The following is a 24,118-nucleotide window of genomic DNA, read 5'->3' as shown; positions in this document are numbered from 1 at the left end:
GCTGCTTTGTGCCTGAGTAAGTCTAAATTTTGTAGGAGACTTTTATGTATAAGTGGTATGCGCTTAAGCGTATTTTACGCGGTGTAATAATATATTCCATTCTTATTTTTATATTTTCATTTTTGTTTAATCAGATAAATGAAAAAGTTCAGCGTAGCCAGATATTGGAAATGGTACGTGCTGAAGCAAAGGGTCTAAAAAATATGACAGCCGAACAGATAATGATGTGGCGTAAAGACCAAGAATTGACCCTTATTAAACAATATAAATTGGATAGACCCTTGGTTGAGAGAGTTTTAAATAACGCAAAAAGGATTCTGACCTTTGACTTCGGTAAATCGACGACGATTAAATCCTTAACCGGCTCTCAAGAAGTTATTAAAATACTCGGAGAAGCAATTCCAAGAACCCTCTTGCTTTTTACGACTGCCTTTGTAATTAGTACCCTGATCGGTCTGGCATTGGGGTTAAAAAAAGCTCAAAAACCGGGAGGCCGAACCGATAAGGTTACAAGTTTGATAACTCTTATCATTTACGGTATGCCTACCTGGTGGCTGGCCATGCTTTTAATATTTTTGTTTGTTTATACAGCCCCGCTTTTTCCGTCAGGAGGAGTAAACTCGGTTCCCGTTCCCGAAGGAATTTGGTTTGTTTTTGACAGAATTAAACATCTTGCTCTTCCTATTCTTACACTGGTTTGTTTAGGTTTTTGGAGTACGGCTTACGTTATCCGAAACCTTGTATTAGGTACCTTACAGGAAGATTTTATAATGAGTGCAAGGGCGAGAGGTATCCCCGAAAAAAAAGTTCTTCACGGACATACCTTGAGAACCTGTGCTCCTCCTTTGGTAACCATGATTTTGTTGTCATTTTTGGCTTCAATGGCGGGAAATATCATATTTGAAGGTATTTTCTCTTGGCCGGGTCTGGGGCAGCTTTATTGGATCGCCGTTCAGCAAAACGATATACCCGTTTTAATGGGAGATTTGGCTATCACGACAGGCCTTTATCAGATGGGGCTTATAGTTCTCGATTTGATTTACGGCTTTTTAGATCCGCGTATAAAAGTTGGAGGCAAGGCATGATGAATAATTTCATTGATAGGTTTAAAGAATTTTGGAACGATTTTAAAAAAGAAAAAATAGGAATAGTTGCAATAGTTCTTTTAAGTATACTTGTGCTTTTGATTATTCTTGAGCCGATTGTATTGCCTTTTAAAGGAACAAACTATAATTGGCATAATATTTCGTATTGGGAAGATAACCCTGCTTCCGCTCCTCCAATATGGTCAGAGCTTTTTAGTTCAAAAAAATCGGCAAGGACGGTTCAGCTTACCGAGCCTGAAATTAGCGAAGAAACATCTGAGCATTTCGGTCCTGCTGTAGTTTATAGCTTTAAGTATAACTATAAATACGATAAAAACCCCAATAACATTGTTTTTAGAGCAGAGCTTACAGGCGATATTATAATGAGTATGGATGTTGTGCGTCCCGACGGAAACCGCATCGAACTCGGGATTTTTCAAAAAGGAAATTTACAGGAACATCACAGCCGTTTTACGGTTTTAACGGATGCAAGATCTACAATGCAGCAATTTACGGCTTCTTATGGTGCAACTCCTACCTCCGGAAATGCAAACCCTGTTCAGCTTTTATTCTCTGAAGCTTCAAAGACCATGTACAGGGAGAAAAAGCCCTTAAAAGGGGAATACATTTTTAAATTCGTTGTTCCGAAAGATGTTGCAAATAATCAGGCAAACAAGATTGAAAATCCGCGAGTAGTAATTCCCGGTTCCGTTTCGGGGCTTTTAGGTACCGATTTAAATAAGAGAGATGTTTTTTCGGGTGTTATGGCCGGTTTAAAATGGGCTCTTTTAATAGGTCTTGTTGCAAGTATTATTTCGGTTTTGGTCGGTGTTATGTACGGCATTATAAGTGCCTACTTCGGCGGAAGGGTCGATACGGTTATGATGTTCATCTTTGAAATAGTAGTATCTGTTCCGATCATTCCTATATTGATTGTATCGGCTGCCGTTTTTAAACCGAGTATATGGATGATAATCCTCGCTCTCATTATCTTCGGCTGGACAGGTTCGGTAAAGACAGTCCGCTCAATGGCCTTACAGATAAAGGAAGAAACCTATATTGAGGCTGCAAAGGCCCTAGGGGCCGGAAAATGGAGGATAATCCTTAAACACATTGCTCCTCTTCTTTTACCTTACTCCTTTGCAATTATGGCAAGTTCGGTTCCGGGTGCCATCATCTTTGAATCCTCTCTTTCTCTTTTAGGTTTGGGAGATCCTTCTATCGTAACATGGGGACAAATTCTTCACGATGCCCAGACTTCGGGCGCAACCTTAAACGGTCTATGGTGGTGGATTATTCCTCCCGGTCTTTTTATAGCTCTTTTGGGCATGATATTTGCATTCCTAGGTTTTGCAATGGATAAGATTTTACATCCCAAACTGAGGACAAGGTAAGGAGGTTTTAAATGGAAAATAAAGAAGTAGTTCTTGACGTAAAAAATTTACGATTGTACTATCACACCTCCGCAGGTATTGTAAAAGCCTTGGATGATGTGAGTTTTCAGCTTCATGCCGGTGAAACGCTCGGACTTGTAGGCGAGTCGGGCTGCGGTAAAACCACAACGGGCATGGCTCTGCTTAAAATGCCCTCTCCTCCCGGCAGGGTAGAAGAGAATTCTCAAATTATAATCAATGGAAGGGATATTGTTCCTCTTTCCGATTCGGAGATAAGAAAGAATGTGCGCTGGCAGGAAATTTCGATGGTCTTCCAAGGAGCCATGAACAGCTTAACTCCGGTTTACACAATCGGGAAGCAAATGCTTGAAACCTTGCGGGAACACAAGGAAATGAGCGATAAAGAAGCTCAAGATCTTATGGAAGAGTATCTGGGATATGTCGGTCTTCCGCCTGAGGTATTAAACCGTTATCCGCACGAGCTTTCGGGAGGAATGAAGCAGAGGGTTGTTATAGCAAGCGGTTTATTTTTAAAACCGAAACTCGTTATCTTGGATGAACCTACCACAGCCCTCGACGTTATCGTTCAGGCCCAGATCATAAATCTTTTAAAAGAGCTAAAACAAAAATTTAAGCTTTCGTTTATATTTATTACTCACGACTTATCGCTTGAAGCCGAGATTTCGGATAGGATTTGTGTTATGTACGCAGGAAAAATTGCCGAGCTTGGAACTAACGATCAGATATACGGTAAGGAACCCATGCATCCTTACACACAAAAGCTTTTACAGGCAACGCCTCTTTTGAGAAAGAGGGTGAGCGAACTTTCCTATATTCCGGGAACTCCGCCCGACCTTATTTCTCCGCCCAAGGGCTGCCGCTTTAATCCGAGGTGCCATTGTACAATGGATAAATGCTTTGAAGTTGAACCTCCGCTTATTGAGGTTGAACCGGGACATCAAGTAGCATGCTGGAGGTGTGTAAAATGAGCGATAACGAAAAAAAGATAGATCCTAATGACTATGTTCTTGAACTGGTTAATATAAAAAAATATTTTGAGCCCCATCAAGGTTTTGTTCAAAGTCTTTCTAAGGGAAAGGCTAAAAAGATAAAAGCTGTTGATGATGTTACCCTGCGTCTAAGGAGGGGCGAAATCTTCGGGCTTATAGGGGAATCCGGCTCCGGTAAAACTACGATAGGAAAGATAGCAATGAAGCTTCACACTCCTACCGAAGGTACAATCCTATATAATGGAGAAGATGTTACAAACAGCGATAAGGAAAAGACGGCCGTTTACCGCCGCCGTGTACAGATGATTTTCCAAGACCCTTATGCTTCGATGAATCCCCGCTTTAAAATCAGGGATGTAATGGAAGAACCCCTAATCATCCACAAGATTAAAGGAACGCGTGCCGAAAATGACGAGAAAATTATAAAAGCCATTTCTGAGGTAAAACTCAATCCGCCTGAGGAATTTATGACAAGGTATCCTCACATGCTTTCGGGAGGTCAAAGACAGCGTATAGCCACGGCGAGAACTCTTATCCTAAACCCCGAAGTCATAGTTGCCGATGAGCCTGTTTCGATGATCGACCTTTCAACCCGCGCCGAAATTCTTCATATGATGAGGGATGTTCAAAGAAAGCTGGGGCTTACTTATCTCTATATTACCCACGACCTTTCAACGGCAAGGTATTTTACCGACAGAATCGCGGTTATGTATCTCGGCCGTATCGTAGAGATGGGTGATGCCGATGATGTTATAGATAACCCCATGCATCCTTATACTCAGGCCTTGATCGAAGCCGTTCCCGAACCTAAACCGGGAATGCTTGAGGTAATTAAAAAACTCCCCATTTCGGGTGAGATACCTTCTCCTGCGAACATTCCGCAAGGCTGCCGCTTCCATACGCGCTGCCCCTATGCAGACGAATCCTGTTCTTCTATGGAAGAACCTTCTTTGACGGATATAGGAAATGGACACTTCCATGCCTGCCGAAAGGCTGAGGAAATTAAGAAAGGCTAAAACAAGATGTAAAAACAGGCTCGTTTCTATTGAGTAAATGTATTTCTTGTGATATTATTTAAGCAGCGGATTAGTTTTAATCCGCTGCTTTTATTTTGTGGAGGTATCAATTTTATGGAAGCAAAAAAACTGACAGAAACCGTTCATTGTATTCATGCCGATATACATGATAGAACAGCCCGCTTTGAAGGTATATGGCTATTGCCTCACGGTGTTTCTATAAATTCTTATGTTGTAAAGGGAGAAAAAACCGCCCTTATAGATATAGTAAAAGACTGGGACGGCTCGGTAAATTCTTACCGCAAACAGCTTGAATCAATAGGTCTTTCATTTTCTTCATTTGATTACGTAATTTTAAACCATCTTGAGCCTGATCATGCTGATCTTATCAATCTTGTGAGGGATGAAAATCCTAAGGCCGAGATATTAGCTTCTTCAAAGGGTGCTGCCCTTGTCGAAAACTTTTTTAAGATAAAAGAAGGAGTAAGGGCCGTAAAGGACGGAGAGGTTTTGGATCTAGGCGGAGGAAAAAAGCTAGTTTTTTATGAAACTCCCAACATCCACTGGCCTGAGACCATGATGACCTATGACCCTGACGATAAAATTTTATTTTCATGCGATGCCTTCGGTTCTTACGGCTGTATAGGCGAAAAAATCTTTGATGATCAGCACACCGAAGAAGAGCTTAAATTTTTTGAAGACGAAGCCCTTAGGTACTATGCAAACATTGTTGCAAGCTTCAGTACCTTCGTAAACAAGGGAATCGAAAAACTTTCTTCACTTGAGCTTAAATTTATCTGTCCGAGTCACGGCCTTGTTTGGAGGGGTAAGCCTTCACGGATTGTAGAGCTTTACAAAAAATTTGCAGGCTATAATACGGGCGGAGAATTGGAAAAAACTATCTGTATTATCTGGGGCTCCATGTACGGCTACACCAAGGACGGGCTCGATGCAGTTATTGAGGGTATAAATGAAGAAGGTGTAGCTTATTCCATATACAGAATTCCCGACACGGATGCTACCTTTATCTTGGGCGAGGCTTATCGCTCCGGAGGGCTCTTATTGGCTATGCCGACATACGAATATAAAATGTTCCCGCCCATGGCTCATATTCTTGATTTGTTTGAAAGAAAACACTTTGTCGATAAAAAAGTTTTCCGCATCGGAAGCTGGGGCTGGGTAGGGGGCGCCAAAAAAGAATACGAGACCCGTATCGAAAAATTTAAGTGGACCAATATCGAATCCCATGAATGGCAGGGTAAGCTCAGCGATGAGGATAAGCGGATATTAAAAGAAAGAGGCCGCGAATTGGCAAAGGCCGTGAAAAACGGCGACATATCTTGACATATTCCTACATTTAGTGCAAAATGCCTTTATTTAGTGAGGTGAATTGTTGGCAAGTGAAATTTTAACTATCGAAGAAGTTGCCCGATATTTGCGTGTTTCCGAAAGAACCGTCTATGAGTGGGCTCAAAAAGGTGAGATACCTGCCGGGAAGATCGGAACGGTTTGGCGTTTTAAAAAAGATGATATTGAAAGCTGGGTTGATGAGAGATTAGCCTCTTCAAAAACTTCAGCTCCTAAACAGCATAAGATTTCGACGGAGAATTTTTTGTCGCCCGATAGGGTCGTTTTTTTGGATTATGCGGCCAAGCATGATGTATTGGTTATGATGTCTGAAGTGCTGGCCAAGGCTCCTCAGGTAAAAAACTCCGGAGAGCTTTTGGACGCCATTTTAAAAAGAGAAGCTCTTATGTCAACGGCCGTAGGACGAGGAATAGCCATTCCTCATGTAAGGCTTTCTTCCGTTACCGATTTGGTTATGGCTGTGGGCGTTTCAAAAAGGGACATTTTAGATTTTGACGCCGTTGACGGAAATCCCGTCCGATTGGTTTTTATGATTGCAGCGGCAAACAACCAGCACGATTATTATTTGCAGACAATTTCTCATTTTAGTGCTAAACTTCGCAATGAGGAACTTAAAAGCCTCCTCTTAAATTCGTCCGACCCCATGGAGATTTACGCCCTTTTGTGCGAATAGGGTGCCGTATCGATGAGTTCCGGGGCTTTTTTAGGTCTTCCAAATTATGATTCTCCGGCAGAGCTTAAAACCATTTTGGATACTTTGGGCTTTGCCATGCAAAAAAAATTCGGTCAGAATTTTTTAATCGATAGAAAAATCCGTGAGAGCTTGGTTTCTTTTTTGGATATTGAAGAAGGAACAAGGGTTTGGGAAGTAGGCCCGGGGCTAGGTTCCATGACAGCTCTTCTTTTAGAAAAGGGTGTTAATTTTACAGCCTTTGAAATAGACAAGGGCTTTATTTCTCTTTTAAAAAAATTCTTTTTTGGAAAAAATTTAAATTTTACTCTTATCGAAGGCGACGTTCAAAAAAACTGGCTTCCTTATTTAAAAGAACAAGGGAAGCCCGATATCTTTTTCGGCAATTTGCCGTATAATATTGCCTCCGAATTGATTGCTTCTACGGTAGAGGCCGGAGTTCTTTTCGATTCGATGCTTTTTACCGTACAAAAAGAAGCGGCCGAAAGAATTACCGCAAGTCCCGATCAAAAAAACTACACTGCTTTTTCGGTTCTTTGCTCTTTATTTTATGAGTGCAAAATTGTAAAGACAATCCCGGCTTCAGCCTTTTGGCCTCGGCCCAATGTCGAATCTGCAACTGTCTTGTTTAAGGCTAAAAAAGATTTTGCGGAATACAAAAATCATAAACTTTTTATCAAAATAGTCAAAGCTCTTTTTTCTTCGCGCAGAAAAAACATAAAAAACAACTTGAGCTCATGGATGAGGGCAAACGGATACGGAGAAGAGGCGAGCTTTGTTTTACAAAAGGCGGGACTAAATGGAAATCTAAGAGCCGAGTCTCTTGCCCTATATGACTTTTTGCTCTTATCTGATATAATATCTTCTTTGGATAAAAATAAATGAAACATACAAAAAAAATTGCTTTTTTGATTTTCTTTGTTTCTCTTTTTTCTATATTTCCCGTTTATGCGGAAGATGCCGGTGTTTCAAAAACTCCCGATCCCTATGGAGCGGAAGAATTTAAGCAATGGCAAAAAGATTTGCGCCGTTTTGAAATTATTACCTTAGGCGCTCTTCCCTTTGTTTCGCTTTTGTCGTTTTGGGCTTATGACATAGGCCGCTCGATAGCTCATAAGGGGGATCCTGCTTATAACCCATGGCCCATTAAAGATGCAAAAATTGCAGTAAAGCTCACCGAAAAAGAACAGAGAAATATTTTTTTGACTGCCATAGGGATTTCGCTTGGGATTGCAATAATAGATTTAACTTACCGCTCCATCAAAAGGGCGAACGAAGAAAAAAAACTAAAAAAAGATAATCAAGATGAAGCTCCTGCGATTATGCTGATTCCTTATGAAGAAGGTGAAGGTCCTAAACCTGAGGAAGCAAATGATGCTCGATAAGAGTATTTCTTTTAATTCGATTTCAAAAAAATTTAAAGTTGAAGGCCTTTTGTCTCCTTGCAGGATTGATGTTTATTGCACCGAGATGTTAAAAAATTTAAGCCGCTCGCAATTAAAAATGGGGCTAAAATCTCTTTATGTAAATTCAAAGAAAGCCAAGCTTTCCCGCAATGTGCAAAACGGCGACCTTGTCGAGCTTAGCTGGGATAATCCTGTGCCTGAGTATGCTCATCCGCAAAATATCCCTTTAAATATAGTTTATGAAGATGAAAACATAATGGTTATAAACAAGGAGAGGGGGAGGGTAACTCATCCTGCAGGAGGGAACTGGGAAGGAACTCTTGTAAATGCCTTAAATTATTACAGGCTTTATGATTCCGGAATTAAAGATGAATTTGCCGAAATTCTTAAAAACCTTCTGACACAAGAAGATGCTTTAAAAAATACCGATAGGCTGAAAGCCGATCCTTACCGCATGGGAATTGTTCACCGTTTGGATAAGGAAACCTCGGGGCTCATTATCACCGCCCGGAATTTAAAGACCGAAAAACTTTTAAAATCTTTTTTTAAAAAGAGGATGGTAAAAAAATACTATCTTGCGGTTCTTGACGGTGTTCCGCTTAAAACCAAGGGAAAAATAAAAACTTCCATTTTTCGATCTTCTTCCGACAGAAAAAAATTTGGAGCCTCTTCCGACTTATCAAGGGGGAAGTTTGCTCTTTCTGCCTACAAGGTGCTTAAATCGAACGGAAAAATGTCCTTGGTGCTTTTTAGGATTTATACCGGAAGGACACACCAAATACGCTTACATGCAAAATTCATGGGCTGCCCTGTTGCAGGAGACAAGGTTTACGGCAAAAAGAAAGATGATATACCCATGATGCTTCATTCTTATAAACTGATAATGCCTGAAATTTTTAATTCAAAGAAAGAATTTAAGGCAGCTCTGCCTTGCGATTTTAAAAATCTATTGATGCGGGAGACTCTATGCTGAAAGAGTGTAAATTTTCTTCTCAAGTTGAACTTATTTTTGAAAATGATGCTTATGCCGTTTTATATAAACCCGGAGGAATACCCACCGCCCCTTTGGGAAAAGATGAAGAAGGAACCTTGCTTTCTTGGTTTTTAAAACGATGTCCTCAAGCGGCTTCGGTAAAAGGAAAAAAAGATATTGAGGCCGGTCTTATTCATAGACTTGATACGGCGACAAGCGGTTTGGTCTTGGCTGCAAAAACTCAAGAATGCTATGATGCCTTAAATTTAATGCAGACAAACAATTTGATAAAAAAAACTTATACGGCCTTTGCCGATGTAAATGAAGAGGAAAACTTTGAACCCGATTTTTTGGAGTCCAATATTCCTTATAGAATTTCGAGTCAGTTTAGGAGTTACGGGCCCAAGGGTAAAAAGGTACTTCCTGTTTTTTACGGTATGAGGGATTTTTGTGCTGACGGTAAAATTTATACTACAAATATTATCGATGTAAAAAAAATTTCGTCTAGCGGCAATTCGATACGACGTGTTACATGTACCTTGACTCAAGGGTTTAGGCATCAGGTAAGGGCTCATCTTGCTTCAATAGGTTTGCCCATTTGCTATGACAGCCTGTATAACGGAAAATACAGGGATCTGCCCAAAGAGCAGGTTGACAATCATAGTTATCCGCTGCAATTATATGCCGTAGGTCTTTCCTTCCCCAAGCCTGAAAAAAAATTTAAACTTGATGATGCAAAAGAGTATGTATGCTTTTCGCTTCAGCCGCCAGATAAAATGATCCTGTAATTAAAAGAGGCTGATTTTTTTCTCTGCATTCGAGTATTGCGTTTTTTATTACGGATGAGTAATCGGCATTTTTCTCTAAGATGCAGGAAAAGTCTTTTAGCTCCTCTTTAAAAGCCTTGTATGCCGAATCGGGATTGCTCTTTTTTGACGAGCCCGGTATTGTAACGATTATTTTTTTAAAATCATTTTTAAAAAAAGGAGCCATTTCTTTTGCATTTTTATCCTCGGCACAGGCAAAGATTAAAATTCCTTTTTCTTTTACTAATTCGGAATAGGTACTCATGCATAAGGCTATACTGTTTTTTGTATGGGCTCCGTCGATGATAATTTCGGGATTATCCGAAAGAAGCTCAAATCTGGCCGGAAGCCATGCTTTTGTAAGCCCTCTTTCTATGACGGCTTCATCAATTTCGGGGAACAGATATTTTACTGTACATGCTGCAAGGGCTGCATTTTCGGCCTGAATACAATCAAGAAGTTTTAAATTTGCTTTTATAGGTTTTTTAAAGAGTTTACCTATGTAATGCGAATCTTGAAATTCCAAATCTATTTTTAAACCTGTTTTTGATAGACTGTACGGTACAGTTTCTTTTACGATATCGGGTATATAAAAAAACTCGGCATCCATCTCCTTTGCTCTTTTTTTAAAGACCTTCAATGCTTCATCCGGCTGTTTACAGCAAAAAACGGGAGTATTTTGTTTAATTATACCGGCCTTTTCAAAAGCTATTTTTTCTATTGTATCTCCAAGATATTGGGTGTGCTCAAGTTCGATAGGTGTTAACACGCAAGCCTTAGGTTTTAAAATATTTGTCATATCGAGTCTTCCGCCCATTCCCGTTTCGATAACCGCCCAATCGGTTTTTTGCATGCTGAAAAGCAAAAAGGCCGTCACCGTAACTATTTCAAACCAGCCGGGATCTATTTCCGGTTCTTTTTTGAGTATGGCGGCAAAACCGTCAACTATTTTTTTATAACAAGAAGAGTAGGCTTTGTCATCAAAAAAAACTCCTGCTTCCGTCATCCTTTCCCTAAAATCGGATACGTGGGGTGAGGTGTAAAGTCCTGTTTTTATGCCGGCTTCTTTTAAAATGGAAGCAAGCATTGTAGAAACCGAGCCCTTTCCCTTTGAACCTGCAATATGGATCGATAAAAAATCGTCTTGAGGATTACCGAAAAAATGAGCAAATTTGTTCATTTTTTTGAGGTTTTCTTCATCTTTGTGCGCATTTCTTTCGTAATTTATAAAAGTTTCCAGCCATTTACCGAATTCATCCGTGTTCATCGGGCACCTCTTGTTCTTGAGTTTAATTAAACCCTATTGCTAAAAAACAGAATATAGAATATTATATACGTATGTGTCAAGTTATTCTACCCGATAATTTAAAAGGTTTTACGGTTTATATGATCGGTATTAAAGGAACCGGGATGACGGCTTTGGCTGAAATTTTGGTTTCAAGAGGTGCTTCTGTTTCGGGAAGCGATGTTCCCGAAAGTTTTTATACTGATGATGATTTAAAAAAACTTAATATAGATATTTTTTCTCCATTTTCTCCTGATAATATCCCTGAAGATGTCAGTCTTGTTATCTATTCGGCAGCTTACTCGCCCGAGAATAATGAAGAAATGTATGCTGCGGAACAAAAAGATCTTCCCATGATGTCCTACCCTGAGGCAATAGGGGCAATATCCCGGCATTCATATTCGTGCGGCATTGCGGGTGTTCAAGGAAAGACCAGTACAACGGGTATTACCGGCTCTATCTTAAAAGAACTAAAACTTCCCGTTTCGGTTTTGGCCGGCAGCGTGATTAAAAGTTTCGGTGATTCTTGTACCATGCTTTCAGGTTCAAAATATTTTGTTGCCGAAACTTGCGAATATAAAAGACATTTTTTAAACTTTCATCCAAAAAAGATAATTTTAACCGGTATTGAACCGGATCATCAGGATTATTATCCGACCTACGAATCTATTTTAACGGCTTTTTTGCAGTATATTGACAGACTTCCGCAGTTTAGCGAGCTTTTTTATTGTGCAGATGATGAAGGCGCCTGCGAAGCTGCCCGCTTAAGTTTTTCGAGCCGGCCGGACCTTATTTTTATTCCTTATGGAGAGAAAGCCGTAGGAGATTATAAACTTACCGTTTTGGGCGTCTGCAATGAAAAACTCTCCTTTTCTCTTGCAGGCTTTTCGGGAGAATTTTATTTACAGATTCCGGGAAAACACAATGCTTTAAATGCCGCAGCTGCAATAGCTCTTTCTGTGAGCCTTTTAAAAGAAGAATACGGCGAAATCTCTGTTGCCAATATTTCTGCTATCAAAAAGGCTATATCTTCCTACGCCGGAGCCAAAAGACGTACGGAGCTGATCGGTAAGATAGAATCTAAAGATATTTTGGTTTATGATGATTATGCACATCACCCTACCGCAATTAAATCTCTCTTGAAAGGTTTGCGTCAATTTTATCCAAAAAGGCGGATAATTGCAGATTTTATGTCTCATACCTATTCAAGAACGGAAGCCCTTTTAGAAGATTTTGCTTCTTGTTTTGAAGATGCAGACATGGTGATTTTGCATAAAATTTTCAGTTCTGCACGCGAGCAATATAAGGGACAGGTTGATGCCGAACTCCTTTTTAACCGCACAAAAAAACATCATAAAAACGTCTTTTTCTTTAATGAAGTATTGGATGCAAAAAAATTTGTATTAGAAAAGCTAAGACAGGGCGATATTTTTATTACCATAGGTGCCGGAGATAATTACATTTTGGGTACAGAAATTTTAAAGGAGCCGAATTTTTAAATATGAAAAGTATGACGGGCTACGCCCTTACCGAAAAAAACGAACCAAATTCCTTTATAAGTTTAGAGATTAAAAGTTATAACTCAAGATACTTGGATTTAAATTTAAATTTCCCCTTTTGGCTTTCAGCCTTGGAGCCCGTTTTCAGGGCATATTTTTCCGAAAGAATAGCCAGAGGTAAAGTTGAAGTTTCCCTTCATGTAAAGGATGCCGATATAGACGTCGATATTCTTACAAATACCAAGGCGGCAAAGGCCTATGCAAAGGCTATGAGGGAGATAGCGGATGCTGCCGGAATAAACTCCGAGATAGACATAAACCGATTTTCAGAAAAAGAAGGGGTTATCATAATTGAAAGAAATATCGACATTCCCGCATGGGAAAACACATTGCTGCCTATATTTGAAGAAACTTTCGTAAAATACGATAAAACAAGACTTGATGAGGGAGCTGCTTTAAAAAAAGATATTTTAAGCAACCTTGACAGGATTCATGCTGCATTAAAGACCATAAAAAAATATGCCCCCCAAATGGAAGAAATCTTTTGCCAAAATATCAGGGAAAGATTTACCGAGCTTTTGGGCTGTGAAATAAATGAACAGCGTATTATGCAGGAAGTTGCAGTAATGCTTGTTAAGTATACCATAAATGAAGAAATCGTACGCCTTGAAGCTCATTGTAATTCTTTATCGCATGAACTAAAAAGAAACGAACCCATAGGCAAAAAACTGGACTTTATTTGCCAAGAAATCAACAGAGAAATAAATACAATAGGTTCTAAAAATCAAATGATAGAAATGTCTCAATCAATAATCGAAGTAAAAGATGCTCTTGAAAACATAAGAGAGCAAAGCCGGAATGTGGAGTAGACCGGGTATCTATTGGAGAAAATATGAAAACGACTACTTTTAAAATTCCTGAAGGGCGAGAATTGAGGATTGCAATTTCGGGGCCGTCCGGCTGCGGAAATACCACGGTTTCAAACTTGATAGCAAAGATTTTAAATTTGCCCTGTATAAATTATACTTTTAAGAATATAGCCCGGGAGATGGGAATTCCATTTGATGAAGTTTTAAAAAGAGCTCAAAAAGATTTTTCTTTTGATAAAATGGTGGATCAAAAACAAATTGAGCTGGCTTCTGCAAGTTCTTGTGTTTTAGGGTCACGGTTGGCAATTTGGCTTTTAAAATCGGCCGATTTGCGTGTTTACCTGCAAGCTTCGATAGATGTCCGTGCAAAACGAATTCAAAATAGAGAAGGCGGTGATATCGAAAAAATAAAGGCTGATACCAATTTAAGAGATTTGGAAGATACCCGCCGATATAAAGAATTATACGGTATTGATAACACAAAATATGAAAAAGCCGATTTAATTATAGATACGGAAAACCTTGATCCCGATAAAATTACCGAAAAAATATTGGATGAGCTTATTTGCCGCGGTCTTTTAGTTTAAAAAATCAGTAATAGTTTTTTTATCCTCATCCGACAAGTCTATAAAATTCAAATTTAAGACGGTCTCGTTTGAAGCAACACTGCAATTTGGAACAATAAAACCGTTTTCGATTTTTAAAGAGCATTGATCAAGAACCGTGCCGGCAGTTAAATTACCCGTATTTGCAGGCATGTCCGGCAAAAATACGAGACCTTTTTCGGTTAAGTTTTTTACCGTTCCCGTTATTATGGTTTCGTTTACGGGATTTGTAAATAAAAACTGAACGGTTTTTGAAATGTTTTTAGCATGGGCATAATTATATCGGTCAAAAATCATGCGCAGTTCTTCGATGATTTTTTCATAATTCCCGCTTTCTTTTATTGTAATAACACCCTGCACTCCCAAAAACATAGCCTTGTCTGCTTCATCGGCAGAAAAATCGGGAGGAGTTAAAAGCACTACCAATATCTCTTCTTTTGAAGTATCCCAGCGAATATGCTGTGTAATAGGTTTCCAATGGCGCGGAAAATCTCTGGCGTTTATTATAACTACATTCGGTCCAATTTCTTCCACATTGTCTAAGGCTTTTAGCGGAGAGCGATAATGTATAAGCTCAAATTCATACTCCGAAAAAAGAGGGCGTAAATCATCAGTTGAACGCGGTAAATCCGAAATCAATAATGCTTTCATTAAAACTCATCCTTATTCTGTTCCTAAATTCTCGACTATATAATCGTATACTGTCCATATACCGTCTTTTGAAGCTAAAAAATATGTGAATCTTTTCTTCTCTCTAAAATTAGAATATTCAAACCATTCTATTACTTTGACCTCTGCCTTTGTATCTGTGTACCCCGTATGCTCTATCTTAAACTCTACAGGAATGACGGCAATGTCTTTGTCTACTCTTTCTTGGCTTAATTCGTGTTTGTAAACTTCAATCATTTCCATTCTGCCCGCTTCAGATTCTGCTTTAAATCTTCGGCTTCTTGAAGGGTCTCTGGATATCATTTTTTCCAAATCCATATAGAGGAAAAATTGTTCCCAAAGCGATTTTTGTCTCGCCGTTAAAAGATACCCTATGACCTGATCGGGAGGAATGGGCTTTGCCTGTAAAATCTCTCCTGAGATCGGCGACACGGGAAGAGATCCAAGCGCTGCTGCCGAAGGTGCAGGCTTTATTTCAAGGCTCAGCTTATTTGATACAACATGTGTTTCCGAATTGTCAGAGTATCTTTTAAGTTCCGGAAAAAATAGGGTGTTGACAAGGAATATTCCCGGTTCATTTAATTCAATATAGTCTTTTAGGTTTTCGATAAAGGAATAAGTTTCTCCGGGTTCTAAGGTAACTTCACGGAAGTAAATTTGACGGTTTGTGTTTCGCTTTCTCATCCATTCCGTTGTATGACGTAATTGCCTGTTTTTACTGTTTATGATTCCGAAGTCTATACTAAAAGATCGGTCGTCTGCAAGTTTAAATCTAAGGGTTTCGGAATTATTGTTTGTAATCGAAATTTGTACAAAAATAGGTTCGGAGGCTCCCGAACCGGGATAGTAGACCCTCCTGTCGTAAAATCTTATTGAAACATCTGCCTTTAAATTATGGTCAACCATATTTTGGGCAAATAAAAATAAAGACTGGATAATGCAAAAAGTAACTATACAAATTTTTTTCACGTCAACATCCTCCGTTTTAGGCTGAGAAACTCTCAACACATTATCGGCAATTTTATTGTTTTTCATTAGTTTGTTCAATATAATCTATTGACTCAAGACTAATCAATAGAGTATACTAACCATAGTATGCTAATGTTTATTTTAGGTTATAATAGTATATAATTTTTTTTTAAAATTAACAATACATATCAAGCATAAATAGAGGAAAATATGTCAACTTTACAAGAAAAGTCAAAAAAATTAAGCACTCTCAGGCATAGTACTGCCCATGTTATGGCTGAAGCCGTAGTTAAGCTGTTTCCGGGAACTAAGGTTGCCATAGGCCCCGCAATAGATTACGGATTTTACTATGATTTTGAACTTCCCCATCCGATAAATCAAGACGATTTACCTGCCATCGAAAAAGAAATGCGGAAAATTTTAAATACCCGCTCTAATTTTGAAAAAGAAGTTATCAGCCGGGAAAGAGCTCTTGAAATGTTTAAAGATCAGCCGTTTAAAGTTGAACTTATAAACGGGCTTGCTGACGGCGAAGAAATAAGCATTTATAAATCGGGAGAATTTACCGACCTTTGCCGAGGTCCCCACGTCTGCTCCATGGCCGACATAAATGCTCAAAGTTTTAAACTTATGAAGACTGCCGGAGCTTATTGGCGCGGTGATGAAACCCGTCCGATGCTTACCCGAATTTACGGTACAGTTTGGGAAAAGCCCAACGATTTAAAAGAATATTTGCAGATGCTTGAAGAAGCCGAAAAAAGGGATCACCGAAAAATCGGGAAAGCTATGGATTTATTCCATGTTGATGAAGAAAATCCCGGGCAAATATTTTGGCATCCTAAAGGCTGGACTCTGTATTTAACTATACAAAATTATGTCAGAAAATGTCTAAAAGAAGACGATTATTTTGAAGTGCATACTCCCTTTGTTATGCCCCGCTCCTTGTGGGAAAGATCAGGTCACTGGGCTAAGTACAAAGAAAATATGTTTATAACCGAAAGCGAAAAACGGCTTTTTGCCTTAAAACCCATGAACTGTCCCGGCCATGTCGAAATATTTAAACAGGGAATTAAAAGCTACCGCGACTTACCCCTCCGCTTAGCCGAATTCGGTTCTTGTACCCGAAACGAACCTTCAGGCTCCTTACACGGTATTATGCGTGTCCGGGGCTTTGTTCAAGACGATGCCCATATCTTTTGTACCGAAGAGCAGATTTCTTCCGAGGTTTCAAAATTCTGTACCCTGCTAAAAAGCATGTATAAGGATTTCGGCTTCGATGAGGATAGAATTCTTGTTAAATTTTCTACTCGTCCCGAGCAGAGAGTAGGTGATGATGCAACGTGGGATCGGGCCGAAAAAGCTTTGGCTGATGCCTGTATAGCTGCCGGTCTTGAATATGAGATAGCCGAAGGCGAAGGGGCTTTTTACGGGCCTAAGCTGGAATTTACTTTGATTGATGCCCTAGGCCGTGAATGGCAGTGCGGTACCATACAGGTTGACTATCAGCTGCCTTCAGCAGAAAGACTAAATGCCGAGTACATAGGGGATGACAACAATAAACATCATCCTGTAATGCTTCATAGGGCTGTTTTAGGCTCTTTGGAAAGATTTATAGGAATTTTGATAGAAAACTGTGCAGGTATTATGCCTCCTTGGCTGGCCCCTGTGCAGGCTGTAATTGTTCCTGTAGCTCCTGCCTTTAATGAGTATGCCCAAAAGGTTCAAAAAGCCTTGGATGAAAAAGGCTTTAGGGTTATAGCCGATATCGGAACAGACAGGATGAATGCAAAAATCCGAAAGCACCAAGAAGAAAAGGTAATTTATCAGCTCATCGTAGGTCAAAGTGAAATGGATAATAATTCCGTTGCTGTCAGAATGAGAAAGGGCGGTCAAAAAGTAATGACTCTCGACGAGTTTACTTCATTTTTGCAGGAGAAAGTTGCTTCTTTTGCTATAGATGCGGAATAATTATTTTTTATATTTTTTAACTGCCGGGTGTAAAACTATTCCGGCTTGTAACATAAAACCATCCGAATTCTTGTCGGTAAGTTTATCCCAAAGGTTTGAAAGCGGTAGAAAGGCTTTTAGCTGTACTCCCGCTTTCCATCCCGATGCAAGTGTATACTCGGTTTTAAAGCGTAAAGAAGGATAAATAAAGCGTCCGTTTTGCCAAAAGTATTTATTTATTGCTTTGACCTCGGATTTTGCATTTAAACCGCTGTCTCCTACGTCTTCCGGTTTTATACCGGGTTCAAGCAATCCGAAGCGCATAAAGAAGGCTAGTCCGCCGCCCATGCTGATTGTCCACGATTTTACGTCGAAGCGGAGTAAAAACGGAACATCAAATAAAAAGCTCATTGTAAGGGCTGTTCTATTTTCGATCTCGCAAATGTAGGCCTTTTTATTGTAAAAAGCGTAGTGAAAAAGAGAAAAATCCAATGAAGGCACTATGCTCAGCTTATTTATTCCCTTGTACTCATATTCGGCTCCCAAGTTTAAGGCTGTACCCATGGGCGGTGCTGCCTGTTTTTTTAGGCTTGAAAATATAATCTCGGTACCCATATAAAAGCCGAAATCCGAAGGAACCTTCGAAAAATTTTCATCTTGATTTGTTTTTTCTTCTTTTTGTTCAGCCTCTTGAGAATGAATATTGATATTGAATAAGATTACAAATAACATGAAAAAAAATAAGTTTGTTTTTTTTGTCATAGTTTTTCTCCGTTTTCTTTTTCGGTTCAGCCCTGCCTATCTATCTTCAGTCTGCTGTAAAATTTTTTCGTTTTCAAGAGTTTTAGGTATATCGCTGTAAATTTCGGGTGTAAATGCCGATCGCGGCTTTACCATGTTTTGAATATTTGCATATGCAAGATTTATTGTTTTTGCCCTAATCATGGTTTCAGGATTCCTGTTGAGAGCATCCCAAGCTCTGGTTGATTCCCCGAATAGGGAGAGGGCTCTTCCGTTTTTATTGGAGTCTCCGTTTTGGACTGCAATTCTGTTCAATACGACCGCAAGGTTGTTTGAGGTGTGCATATAGTCTTCTACAAATTCTGCATGGTCAACACGGGTTTGGGGAAAGATAATTCCCTTGCGTATTTTTTCCGCTTCCAATAATTCCATCAGTCTTTCGTAGTAGGCTTGAGCTGCAAAATAATTGGTGTATTTAAACAAAACATTTCCGAATCCGTATAAAAGATTTCTGTCATCGGGTTTTTCGGTGTAGGCTAGGGTCATGGCCTTCATTGCATCAGGATAATTTTCTTTTTGATAGTGAATATAACCCATTCTATACCGGATTGAGGGGCTGTCGTTTAATTCCCTTACGGCATGTTCATAAGCATCTAAGGCTTCATCATAATCTCCTGCAATAAAGTAGGAAATGTCGCCATAATCCGCATAGAGTTTTCCGACTACCGGTGAAGGATATATTCCTTTTTGAGCTGTATAGACTTCATATTTTGCCAAAGCTTTTGCATAGATTTCTTGGGCTTCGTTATAAAGTTTTTCTTCGGCTATAAGTTCCCCATAAAGGCGCATAGAGTCTATCTGTCTGATAGTTCTTTTGGGGGTCATTTTTATGCTGTCTTCATATAGATTGATTGCATTAACCAGATAATCCTTGGCTGCCGTATTTTTTTGATTATGTAAAAAGAAGCGGCCCATATTATAGTTTGCTTCAGGACTTTCGGGGCTGTTTTTTATGGATTTTTCCAATAACTCGCGCAAATCTTCTATTTTTCCTATCAAATTTTCCGAATCTGTAGGCTTTGGTTCATATCTTTTTTCAAGCAGGTAACCGCTGAGCTCAATTAGGTCTTCATTGGGCAGTTTTTTGTTTAAAAAATGATCTTTTAAGGGCAAAACTTCTGCCAAATTATCTGTCCTTATAAAGTAACGCATCATTCTTCCGGAAAATACATCCTTGGCGCCGTAAAGGTTAATTAGGCTTACATAGGTTTTTCGGGCTTCTTCATATTTTTCGGAATCTTCATCGGCCCAATCCAAGTATACATCGCCCAGAGCTAAAAGGGCATTTTGATCGTTAACATGATAGTCCAGTACTCCCCTGCGCAGGACTTTTTCGGCTTTTTCGTAATTTCGTAAATCCGTGCTCAGCATATCGGCGTATTCGATGCCGCCCTGACGGTCATGGTTAAAATCGAATAAAAGTCTTTCATAAATTGCTTCTGCCGATAAAAACTGCTTTTTTTCACGGAAGGCATTTGCAAATCTGAAATACCATTTTCTTTTCTTTTTGTAGCTGCCTGCTTCATCAAAGCTTTTTATCGCCCTTTCATATTGGCTTGAGTTTATATAGGTCATTCCTTCTTTGTAGAAGCCTTCAGCAACAACGGGTTTGTATATAAACTGCCATACCAAAACAAAGATCGAAAAAACAAAGCCCAAAACGACGGTAGTTAAAATTGCAGCCGGTAATATTTTATGTACAAAACGGTATTTAAAACTGCGTTTTTCCTTTTCGTATTCTTCATAGGATTTTTTATCGAATCCTCTAGGAATCGGAATCGATTTATCCAAGATGCCTTCAAGTTTGTTAACTATGCGTTTTAAAGAAACATCATTTACGATTAAGTGAACGATTTCCATTTTGTTCAATTCCGAATCGTCTACATTAACCAAGTAATCTTCAAGTTCTATTCTGAAATTTAACGGGAATGAAGAAATTCTTTCGATTAAATGATCATAATCTTCTTCAGAAATCGAAAGAGGAATTTTGCCTTCATATTCTTCTTCATCTATGGGCTTTTTTGAATCAAAAAATTTGAAATTTTTATCGGGAGAAAATTGAATAAAACTTTCGGGAACGGAAAAATCGTCCATTCCTCCGCCCATTTCAGTATTTAAAACATTGTCGTCAATTGCAAAGGCTGTATGCTCATCTATTTCGGGTATATCTATGTCGGCAAAGCCTGCTCCTTGAGCCGTATTATCTTCTTGAGAAAAATCGGGGCTTTGTGAAGTTTCAAAGCTGTCTTCAACTTCGGAAGATAGGTCAATACTTTCGGGGCCGTCGGATAAGGGGGATATATCCATGTTTTCAAGTCCGGCAGCTTCGGAAGAAAGATCAAAGCTTTCCAGATCATCAGGTTCGGACGATAGATCGATATCTTGAGGAGTACCGCTTTCCGTGGAAAGGTCCATACCCTCAAAACCGTCTTCTTCCGGCGAAAGGTCTATGCTTTCTATGGATTTATCTGCCTGTACTGTATTTGTTTTTTCATGCGAATCCGAAAAATCCTCTTCGGGGAAATCTATGCTTAGATCAATAGCTTCTAAGGATGAGCCGTCTTTTTCTTCGATCGGCTCTATTTCTCCGATGTCCGAAAAGTCTTCGGTTGAAAGGTCTATTTCTTTATATGCCGGGGCAGGTTCGTCTTCAATTTCTTCAAGACCAGTGTCTTCGGCCTCGTTAAAAGCATCTAAATCGGCTATATTTTCTATATCGGGCTTGTCTGCCTCATCCAATGGTTCCAGAGGCAGATCCTGCATCGCAAAATTAGAATCAAAGTCCGGGAAAATGTCGTCGGCCTTATCATCGCTGTTTCTGGCTTCTTCGACCATATCCCCTATGCCCGATAACAGGGCCTCGGGAACATCAAGGCCGTCGTCATCTAAGCTGTCAACGGCCTCCGGTATATCGGTGTCTTCCAGATTAAGATCTGAAAGCATTGTGTCAAAGTCTTGGGAGGTTTCGCCCGGCTCATCTTCTGAGGGTAAGGTCATTTCGGATGTAATGATGCTTGCCGTATCAAATTCCGCCTCTTTATCTGCTTCTTGATCAGGCGAAATTTGGTCTTGAGTCTTAAAATTTAATAAATCATCCACGTTTACATCCGGAACGGGTACTTCTTTGGGTAAAGGAATTTCCTCACGCCTTTCTCCCCATTTGGCCGTAACTTCGGGTTCGTTTGCTATTTTGAGAAGTTGACTTTTGAATTTTTCAAGCTCTTTTATACTAGGCATTTTGAGCGGGCCTCCCCCCTTATTTTCGGCTTATTTTTATTCAACTTGATATATTATTTTATACCATAAAAGGAGTTTTTTTTCAATGAGTTTTTTAGCCGGATTTTGTTCAGAAATACGCCTGTAAAGCCGATAATCTAACCAAGTTAATAGTGGGGGAAATGTGTGAATTTATCTAAAAGTTATTTACAATCCATTTCTACGGATGAGCTTTTACAAATAGCCGATGCCAACGGCGTATTTGTGCCCAAAGGTTTATGCAGGAATTTGGTAATCGAAGAACTCCTCGAAATAAATGAAGATTCTGATGTGTTGTGCAAAAAAATTTCCAATGCTCAAAATGATGATGTTTTTCAGGAGGATGAACAAGAGGATAAAAATAGTCTTGGGCTGCCCCTTTCCTACAATAATACCGAAATTCATGTATTGTTAAGAGATCCCATGTGGGCATTTGTTTTTTGGGATTTTTATAAACCCGAATTTTTAACCGTTGTAGATGATTTTGACTTTGACTCTTTCTTTTTGAGGGTGCTTTTGTTTTCAGAAAATGATTTATCCGAATCATATGACTATTTTGATATCGATATTGAAAAATCCGATCGAAGCCGATACTTTTATCTTTCCTTTGATGACTCTGCCACAATGGTCGAATTATGCGTACGTAAACTTGAAGGAGATATAGGCATTTTGGCAAGATCTAATCTTATAAGTCTTAAACGGGAAAATATTTCAAATAATTTGTGTGTACTCGACAACGATGTAAGTTCTCCGGTTTGCCTTTCAGGGATTTCCGTATTAAAAAAAGATCACTTTAAAAATTATCGTCAAGCATTTAGAGGAAAAGAGGAAGCATAAATTGAAAGATTGTAATTTACTTTTTATTTTGGATGCACATTTACCTTATGTGCGCAATGAAATTGAACAAGGGCTGGTAGAGGAAGATTGGCTTTTTGATGCCCTGTCTTATCTTTATCTGCCGATTTTAAAAATTTGTTCTAATTTGATAAAAGAAGAGATTCCTTTTAAAATCGGTATGGTTTTTGAGCCTGCTTTATGCGATATGCTTGCCGATAAGGTTTTACAGGATAGATATCGAAATAATATTCAGCGTAAAATCGAATTTGCAAAAAAGGAACTTGACCGTTTTTCGGAATGTGCAGATACAAGACGTTTAATTCAATATAATTTAAAGCGCTTTAATGACAATAAAAGAATTTTTGAAGATTGCGGCGGAGATGTTTTAAAACAATTTGATTATCTTGCAAGACAAGGTTATGTAGAACTTTTGGCCGCAACTGCAACAAATTCTTTTTTACCGTTTTTTTCGAATATGCCGGAAGCTATTGCGGCACAGATAGAAATGGGGCAGATAAATTACCGAAAACATTTTAGTGCTGTCCCTTCCGGTTTTTGGATTCCTTCAATGGCTTATTTTGAAGGTTTGGATGATATTATCAGAAGCTATGGATATGACTATACCATTGTTTCCTCGGAATCTTTTTTACTTTCAGACAAGGTTCCGCCTGCCGGAGTTTTTTCGGCTGCTGCTTCAAAAAACGGATTAAAGTTTTTGGCTTCAGATCTTTGCGCCTGCCGTTCTCTCTATGACGAAACCGATTCTTTTCCTCAAAATAAGGTTTACATTGATGTCGATAGTGATGTCGGTTTTAAATTATCCGATGATTATTTGGCTTCCGTATTTGATACTTCAAAGGGACGGCGTGCAATCGGTTTTTACTATTGGTCAAAAGAAGAAGAGGAAACCCTATATGATATACAAAAGGCTCATGCTCAAATTTGGGCCGATGCCGAATCCTATGTTAATTCCCGCACGGAGGCTTTAAAAGTAGTTAAAGAAACCGATACTTGTGATTCGCCTTTTTCTCTTCTGATTATTTCGTCAGATTTTTTTGGAAAAAAATGGTGCGAGGGAATCATTTGGCTTGAGAAAGTTTTTAGGTTAATAAACGACAGCGAAGATGTAAAAGCTATTTTGCCTTCAACTGCCGCTAATTTGTCTAAGCAGCTTTATACGGTTAAACCGTTTTTTTCTTCCTTTTTACATTCGGGCTATGCTTCCGAACTCTTAACAAAAGAAAACGACTGGATGTACAGATATATAATCAAGATGACCGAAAGGATGATAGGACTTGTTGAAATGTTTCCCGCGGATGGAAGTTTGAAAGAACGAGTTTTAAATGCAGCCGCAAGAGAGATTCTTCTTTTACAATCTTTGTATTGGCCTATTTATGCAAACGATCCTCAACTCAAAGATTTTGCCGAAAGGCGTTTTGTTGAGCATGTCAACTCTTTTACATCGGCTTATGAAGCTCTTGGTGCGGACTCGCCTGATGCGAAATGGCTTTCGGAAAGAGAAAATAAATATCCGGTTTTTAAAGATATTAACTATCATATTTTCAGCCGAAAAAAATAAACACGGCAGCAAAACTCTAAGATGAAAATCGGACACGGATGTCCGATTTTCATC

Annotated in this window: 21 protein-coding genes; 16 read left to right on the top strand and 5 right to left on the bottom strand. The window is 39.1% G+C overall.

Translation table 11 applies throughout. The annotated features are described in order from the left end of the window. Positions 1–44: 44 nt before the first annotated feature. The 10 genes from E4O01_RS08210 (at position 45) to E4O01_RS08165 (ending at position 9,731) form a co-directional block, all read left to right on the top strand. On the top strand, positions 45–1,085 hold the full coding sequence (locus tag E4O01_RS08210; RefSeq protein ID WP_253691593.1) for an ABC transporter permease: 1,041 nt from the start codon (positions 45–47) through the stop codon (positions 1,083–1,085). Continuing rightward, a complete protein-coding gene (locus E4O01_RS08205) occupies positions 1,085–2,479 on the top strand; it encodes an ABC transporter permease (protein ID WP_371819645.1) in 1,395 nt (464 codons plus the stop codon). The genes E4O01_RS08210 and E4O01_RS08205 overlap by 1 nt, the downstream gene beginning before the upstream one ends. Before the next feature lie 11 nt (positions 2,480–2,490). Next, positions 2,491–3,468: an ABC transporter ATP-binding protein gene (locus E4O01_RS08200; protein WP_253691589.1), complete on the top strand. Its 978-nt coding sequence runs from the start codon at positions 2,491–2,493 to the stop codon at positions 3,466–3,468. After that, positions 3,465–4,505 (top strand): ABC transporter ATP-binding protein, encoded by a 1,041-nt coding sequence (locus tag E4O01_RS08195; protein ID WP_253691587.1) that lies wholly within the window; start codon positions 3,465–3,467, stop codon positions 4,503–4,505. The genes E4O01_RS08200 and E4O01_RS08195 overlap by 4 nt, the downstream gene beginning before the upstream one ends. Before the next feature lie 114 nt (positions 4,506–4,619). Then, entirely contained in the window at positions 4,620–5,849 is a 1,230-nt protein-coding gene (locus tag E4O01_RS08190) for an FprA family A-type flavoprotein (protein WP_253691585.1), read from the top strand. Between the two features lie 49 nt (positions 5,850–5,898). Beyond that, positions 5,899–6,546, top strand: coding sequence for a PTS sugar transporter subunit IIA (locus tag E4O01_RS08185; protein ID WP_253691584.1), 648 nt, complete (start codon positions 5,899–5,901; stop codon positions 6,544–6,546). Between the two features lie 12 nt (positions 6,547–6,558). Then, complete coding sequence (gene rsmA, locus E4O01_RS08180) at positions 6,559–7,449, top strand: 16S rRNA (adenine(1518)-N(6)/adenine(1519)-N(6))-dimethyltransferase RsmA (protein WP_253691583.1); 891 nt, start codon at positions 6,559–6,561, stop codon at positions 7,447–7,449. Continuing rightward, on the top strand, positions 7,446–7,949 hold the full coding sequence (locus E4O01_RS08175) for a hypothetical protein (RefSeq protein WP_253691582.1): 504 nt from the start codon (positions 7,446–7,448) through the stop codon (positions 7,947–7,949). The genes rsmA and E4O01_RS08175 overlap by 4 nt, the downstream gene beginning before the upstream one ends. Then, complete coding sequence (locus E4O01_RS08170; RefSeq protein ID WP_253691580.1) at positions 7,936–8,943, top strand: RluA family pseudouridine synthase; 1,008 nt, start codon at positions 7,936–7,938, stop codon at positions 8,941–8,943. The genes E4O01_RS08175 and E4O01_RS08170 overlap by 14 nt, the downstream gene beginning before the upstream one ends. Then, positions 8,937–9,731, top strand: a complete 795-nt coding sequence (locus E4O01_RS08165; protein WP_253691578.1) for a pseudouridine synthase — start codon at positions 8,937–8,939, stop codon at positions 9,729–9,731. The genes E4O01_RS08170 and E4O01_RS08165 overlap by 7 nt, the downstream gene beginning before the upstream one ends. Here E4O01_RS08165 and E4O01_RS08160 read toward each other — a convergent pair. Further along, entirely contained in the window at positions 9,664–11,016 is a 1,353-nt protein-coding gene (locus tag E4O01_RS08160) for a bifunctional folylpolyglutamate synthase/dihydrofolate synthase (protein WP_253691577.1), read from the bottom strand. The two genes, E4O01_RS08165 and E4O01_RS08160, sit on opposite strands and share 68 nt — an antisense overlap. Before the next feature lie 71 nt (positions 11,017–11,087). Between E4O01_RS08160 and murC the strand changes: the two genes are divergently transcribed. The 3 genes from murC to cmk are packed head-to-tail and all read left to right on the top strand — an operon-like array spanning position 11,088 to position 13,989. Further along, positions 11,088–12,533, top strand: coding sequence for a UDP-N-acetylmuramate--L-alanine ligase (gene murC / locus E4O01_RS08155; RefSeq protein WP_253691576.1), 1,446 nt, complete (start codon positions 11,088–11,090; stop codon positions 12,531–12,533). A 2-nt stretch (positions 12,534–12,535) separates the two neighbouring features. After that, positions 12,536–13,402 carry a YicC/YloC family endoribonuclease gene (locus E4O01_RS08150; protein WP_253691575.1) on the top strand — a complete coding sequence of 289 codons (867 nt, stop codon included), beginning with the start codon at positions 12,536–12,538 and terminating at the stop codon, positions 13,400–13,402. 23 nt (positions 13,403–13,425) lie between these two features. Beyond that, positions 13,426–13,989, top strand: coding sequence for a (d)CMP kinase (cmk, locus tag E4O01_RS08145; protein ID WP_253691574.1), 564 nt, complete (start codon positions 13,426–13,428; stop codon positions 13,987–13,989). Here cmk and E4O01_RS08140 read toward each other — a convergent pair. Together E4O01_RS08140 and E4O01_RS08135 are read right to left on the bottom strand one after the other, a co-directional pair. Next, positions 13,981–14,658 carry a response regulator gene (locus E4O01_RS08140; protein WP_253691573.1) on the bottom strand — a complete coding sequence of 226 codons (678 nt, stop codon included), beginning with the start codon at positions 14,656–14,658 and terminating at the stop codon, positions 13,981–13,983. The genes cmk and E4O01_RS08140 overlap by 9 nt on opposite strands. A 12-nt stretch (positions 14,659–14,670) precedes the next feature. After that, entirely contained in the window at positions 14,671–15,645 is a 975-nt protein-coding gene (locus E4O01_RS08135) for a hypothetical protein (protein ID WP_253695196.1), read from the bottom strand. 210 nt (positions 15,646–15,855) lie between these two features. Between E4O01_RS08135 and thrS the strand changes: the two genes are divergently transcribed. Then, positions 15,856–17,613 (top strand): threonine--tRNA ligase, encoded by a 1,758-nt coding sequence (thrS, locus tag E4O01_RS08130; RefSeq protein WP_253691572.1) that lies wholly within the window; start codon positions 15,856–15,858, stop codon positions 17,611–17,613. Here the strand turns inward: thrS and E4O01_RS08125 are convergent, their stop codons facing one another. Both E4O01_RS08125 and flcA read right to left on the bottom strand, forming a co-directional pair. Continuing rightward, positions 17,614–18,354: a hypothetical protein gene (locus E4O01_RS08125; protein ID WP_253691571.1), complete on the bottom strand. Its 741-nt coding sequence runs from the start codon at positions 18,352–18,354 to the stop codon at positions 17,614–17,616. Positions 18,355–18,390: 36 nt separating this feature from the next. After that, the gene (gene flcA, locus E4O01_RS08120) at positions 18,391–21,630 is read right to left on the bottom strand and encodes a periplasmic flagellar collar protein FlcA (RefSeq protein WP_253691570.1); all 3,240 of its coding nucleotides are present in this window, start codon (positions 21,628–21,630) and stop codon (positions 18,391–18,393) included. Between the two features lie 165 nt (positions 21,631–21,795). Here flcA and E4O01_RS08115 point away from each other — a divergent pair, with 165 nt between their 5' ends. Both E4O01_RS08115 and E4O01_RS08110 read left to right on the top strand, forming a co-directional pair. Continuing rightward, positions 21,796–22,485: a DUF4912 domain-containing protein gene (locus tag E4O01_RS08115; protein ID WP_253691568.1), complete on the top strand. Its 690-nt coding sequence runs from the start codon at positions 21,796–21,798 to the stop codon at positions 22,483–22,485. A gap of 1 nt (position 22,486) precedes the next feature. After that, complete coding sequence (locus E4O01_RS08110; RefSeq protein ID WP_253691566.1) at positions 22,487–24,064, top strand: glycoside hydrolase family 57 protein; 1,578 nt, start codon at positions 22,487–22,489, stop codon at positions 24,062–24,064. Positions 24,065–24,118 lie beyond the last annotated feature (54 nt).

The sequence above is a fragment of the Treponema sp. OMZ 790 genome (assembly GCF_024181285.1).
Taxonomy (GTDB): domain Bacteria; phylum Spirochaetota; class Spirochaetia; order Treponematales; family Treponemataceae; genus Treponema_B.
The sequence above is the reverse complement of the archived record's forward strand: the minus strand, read 5'-3'. Positions and strand labels throughout refer to the sequence as shown.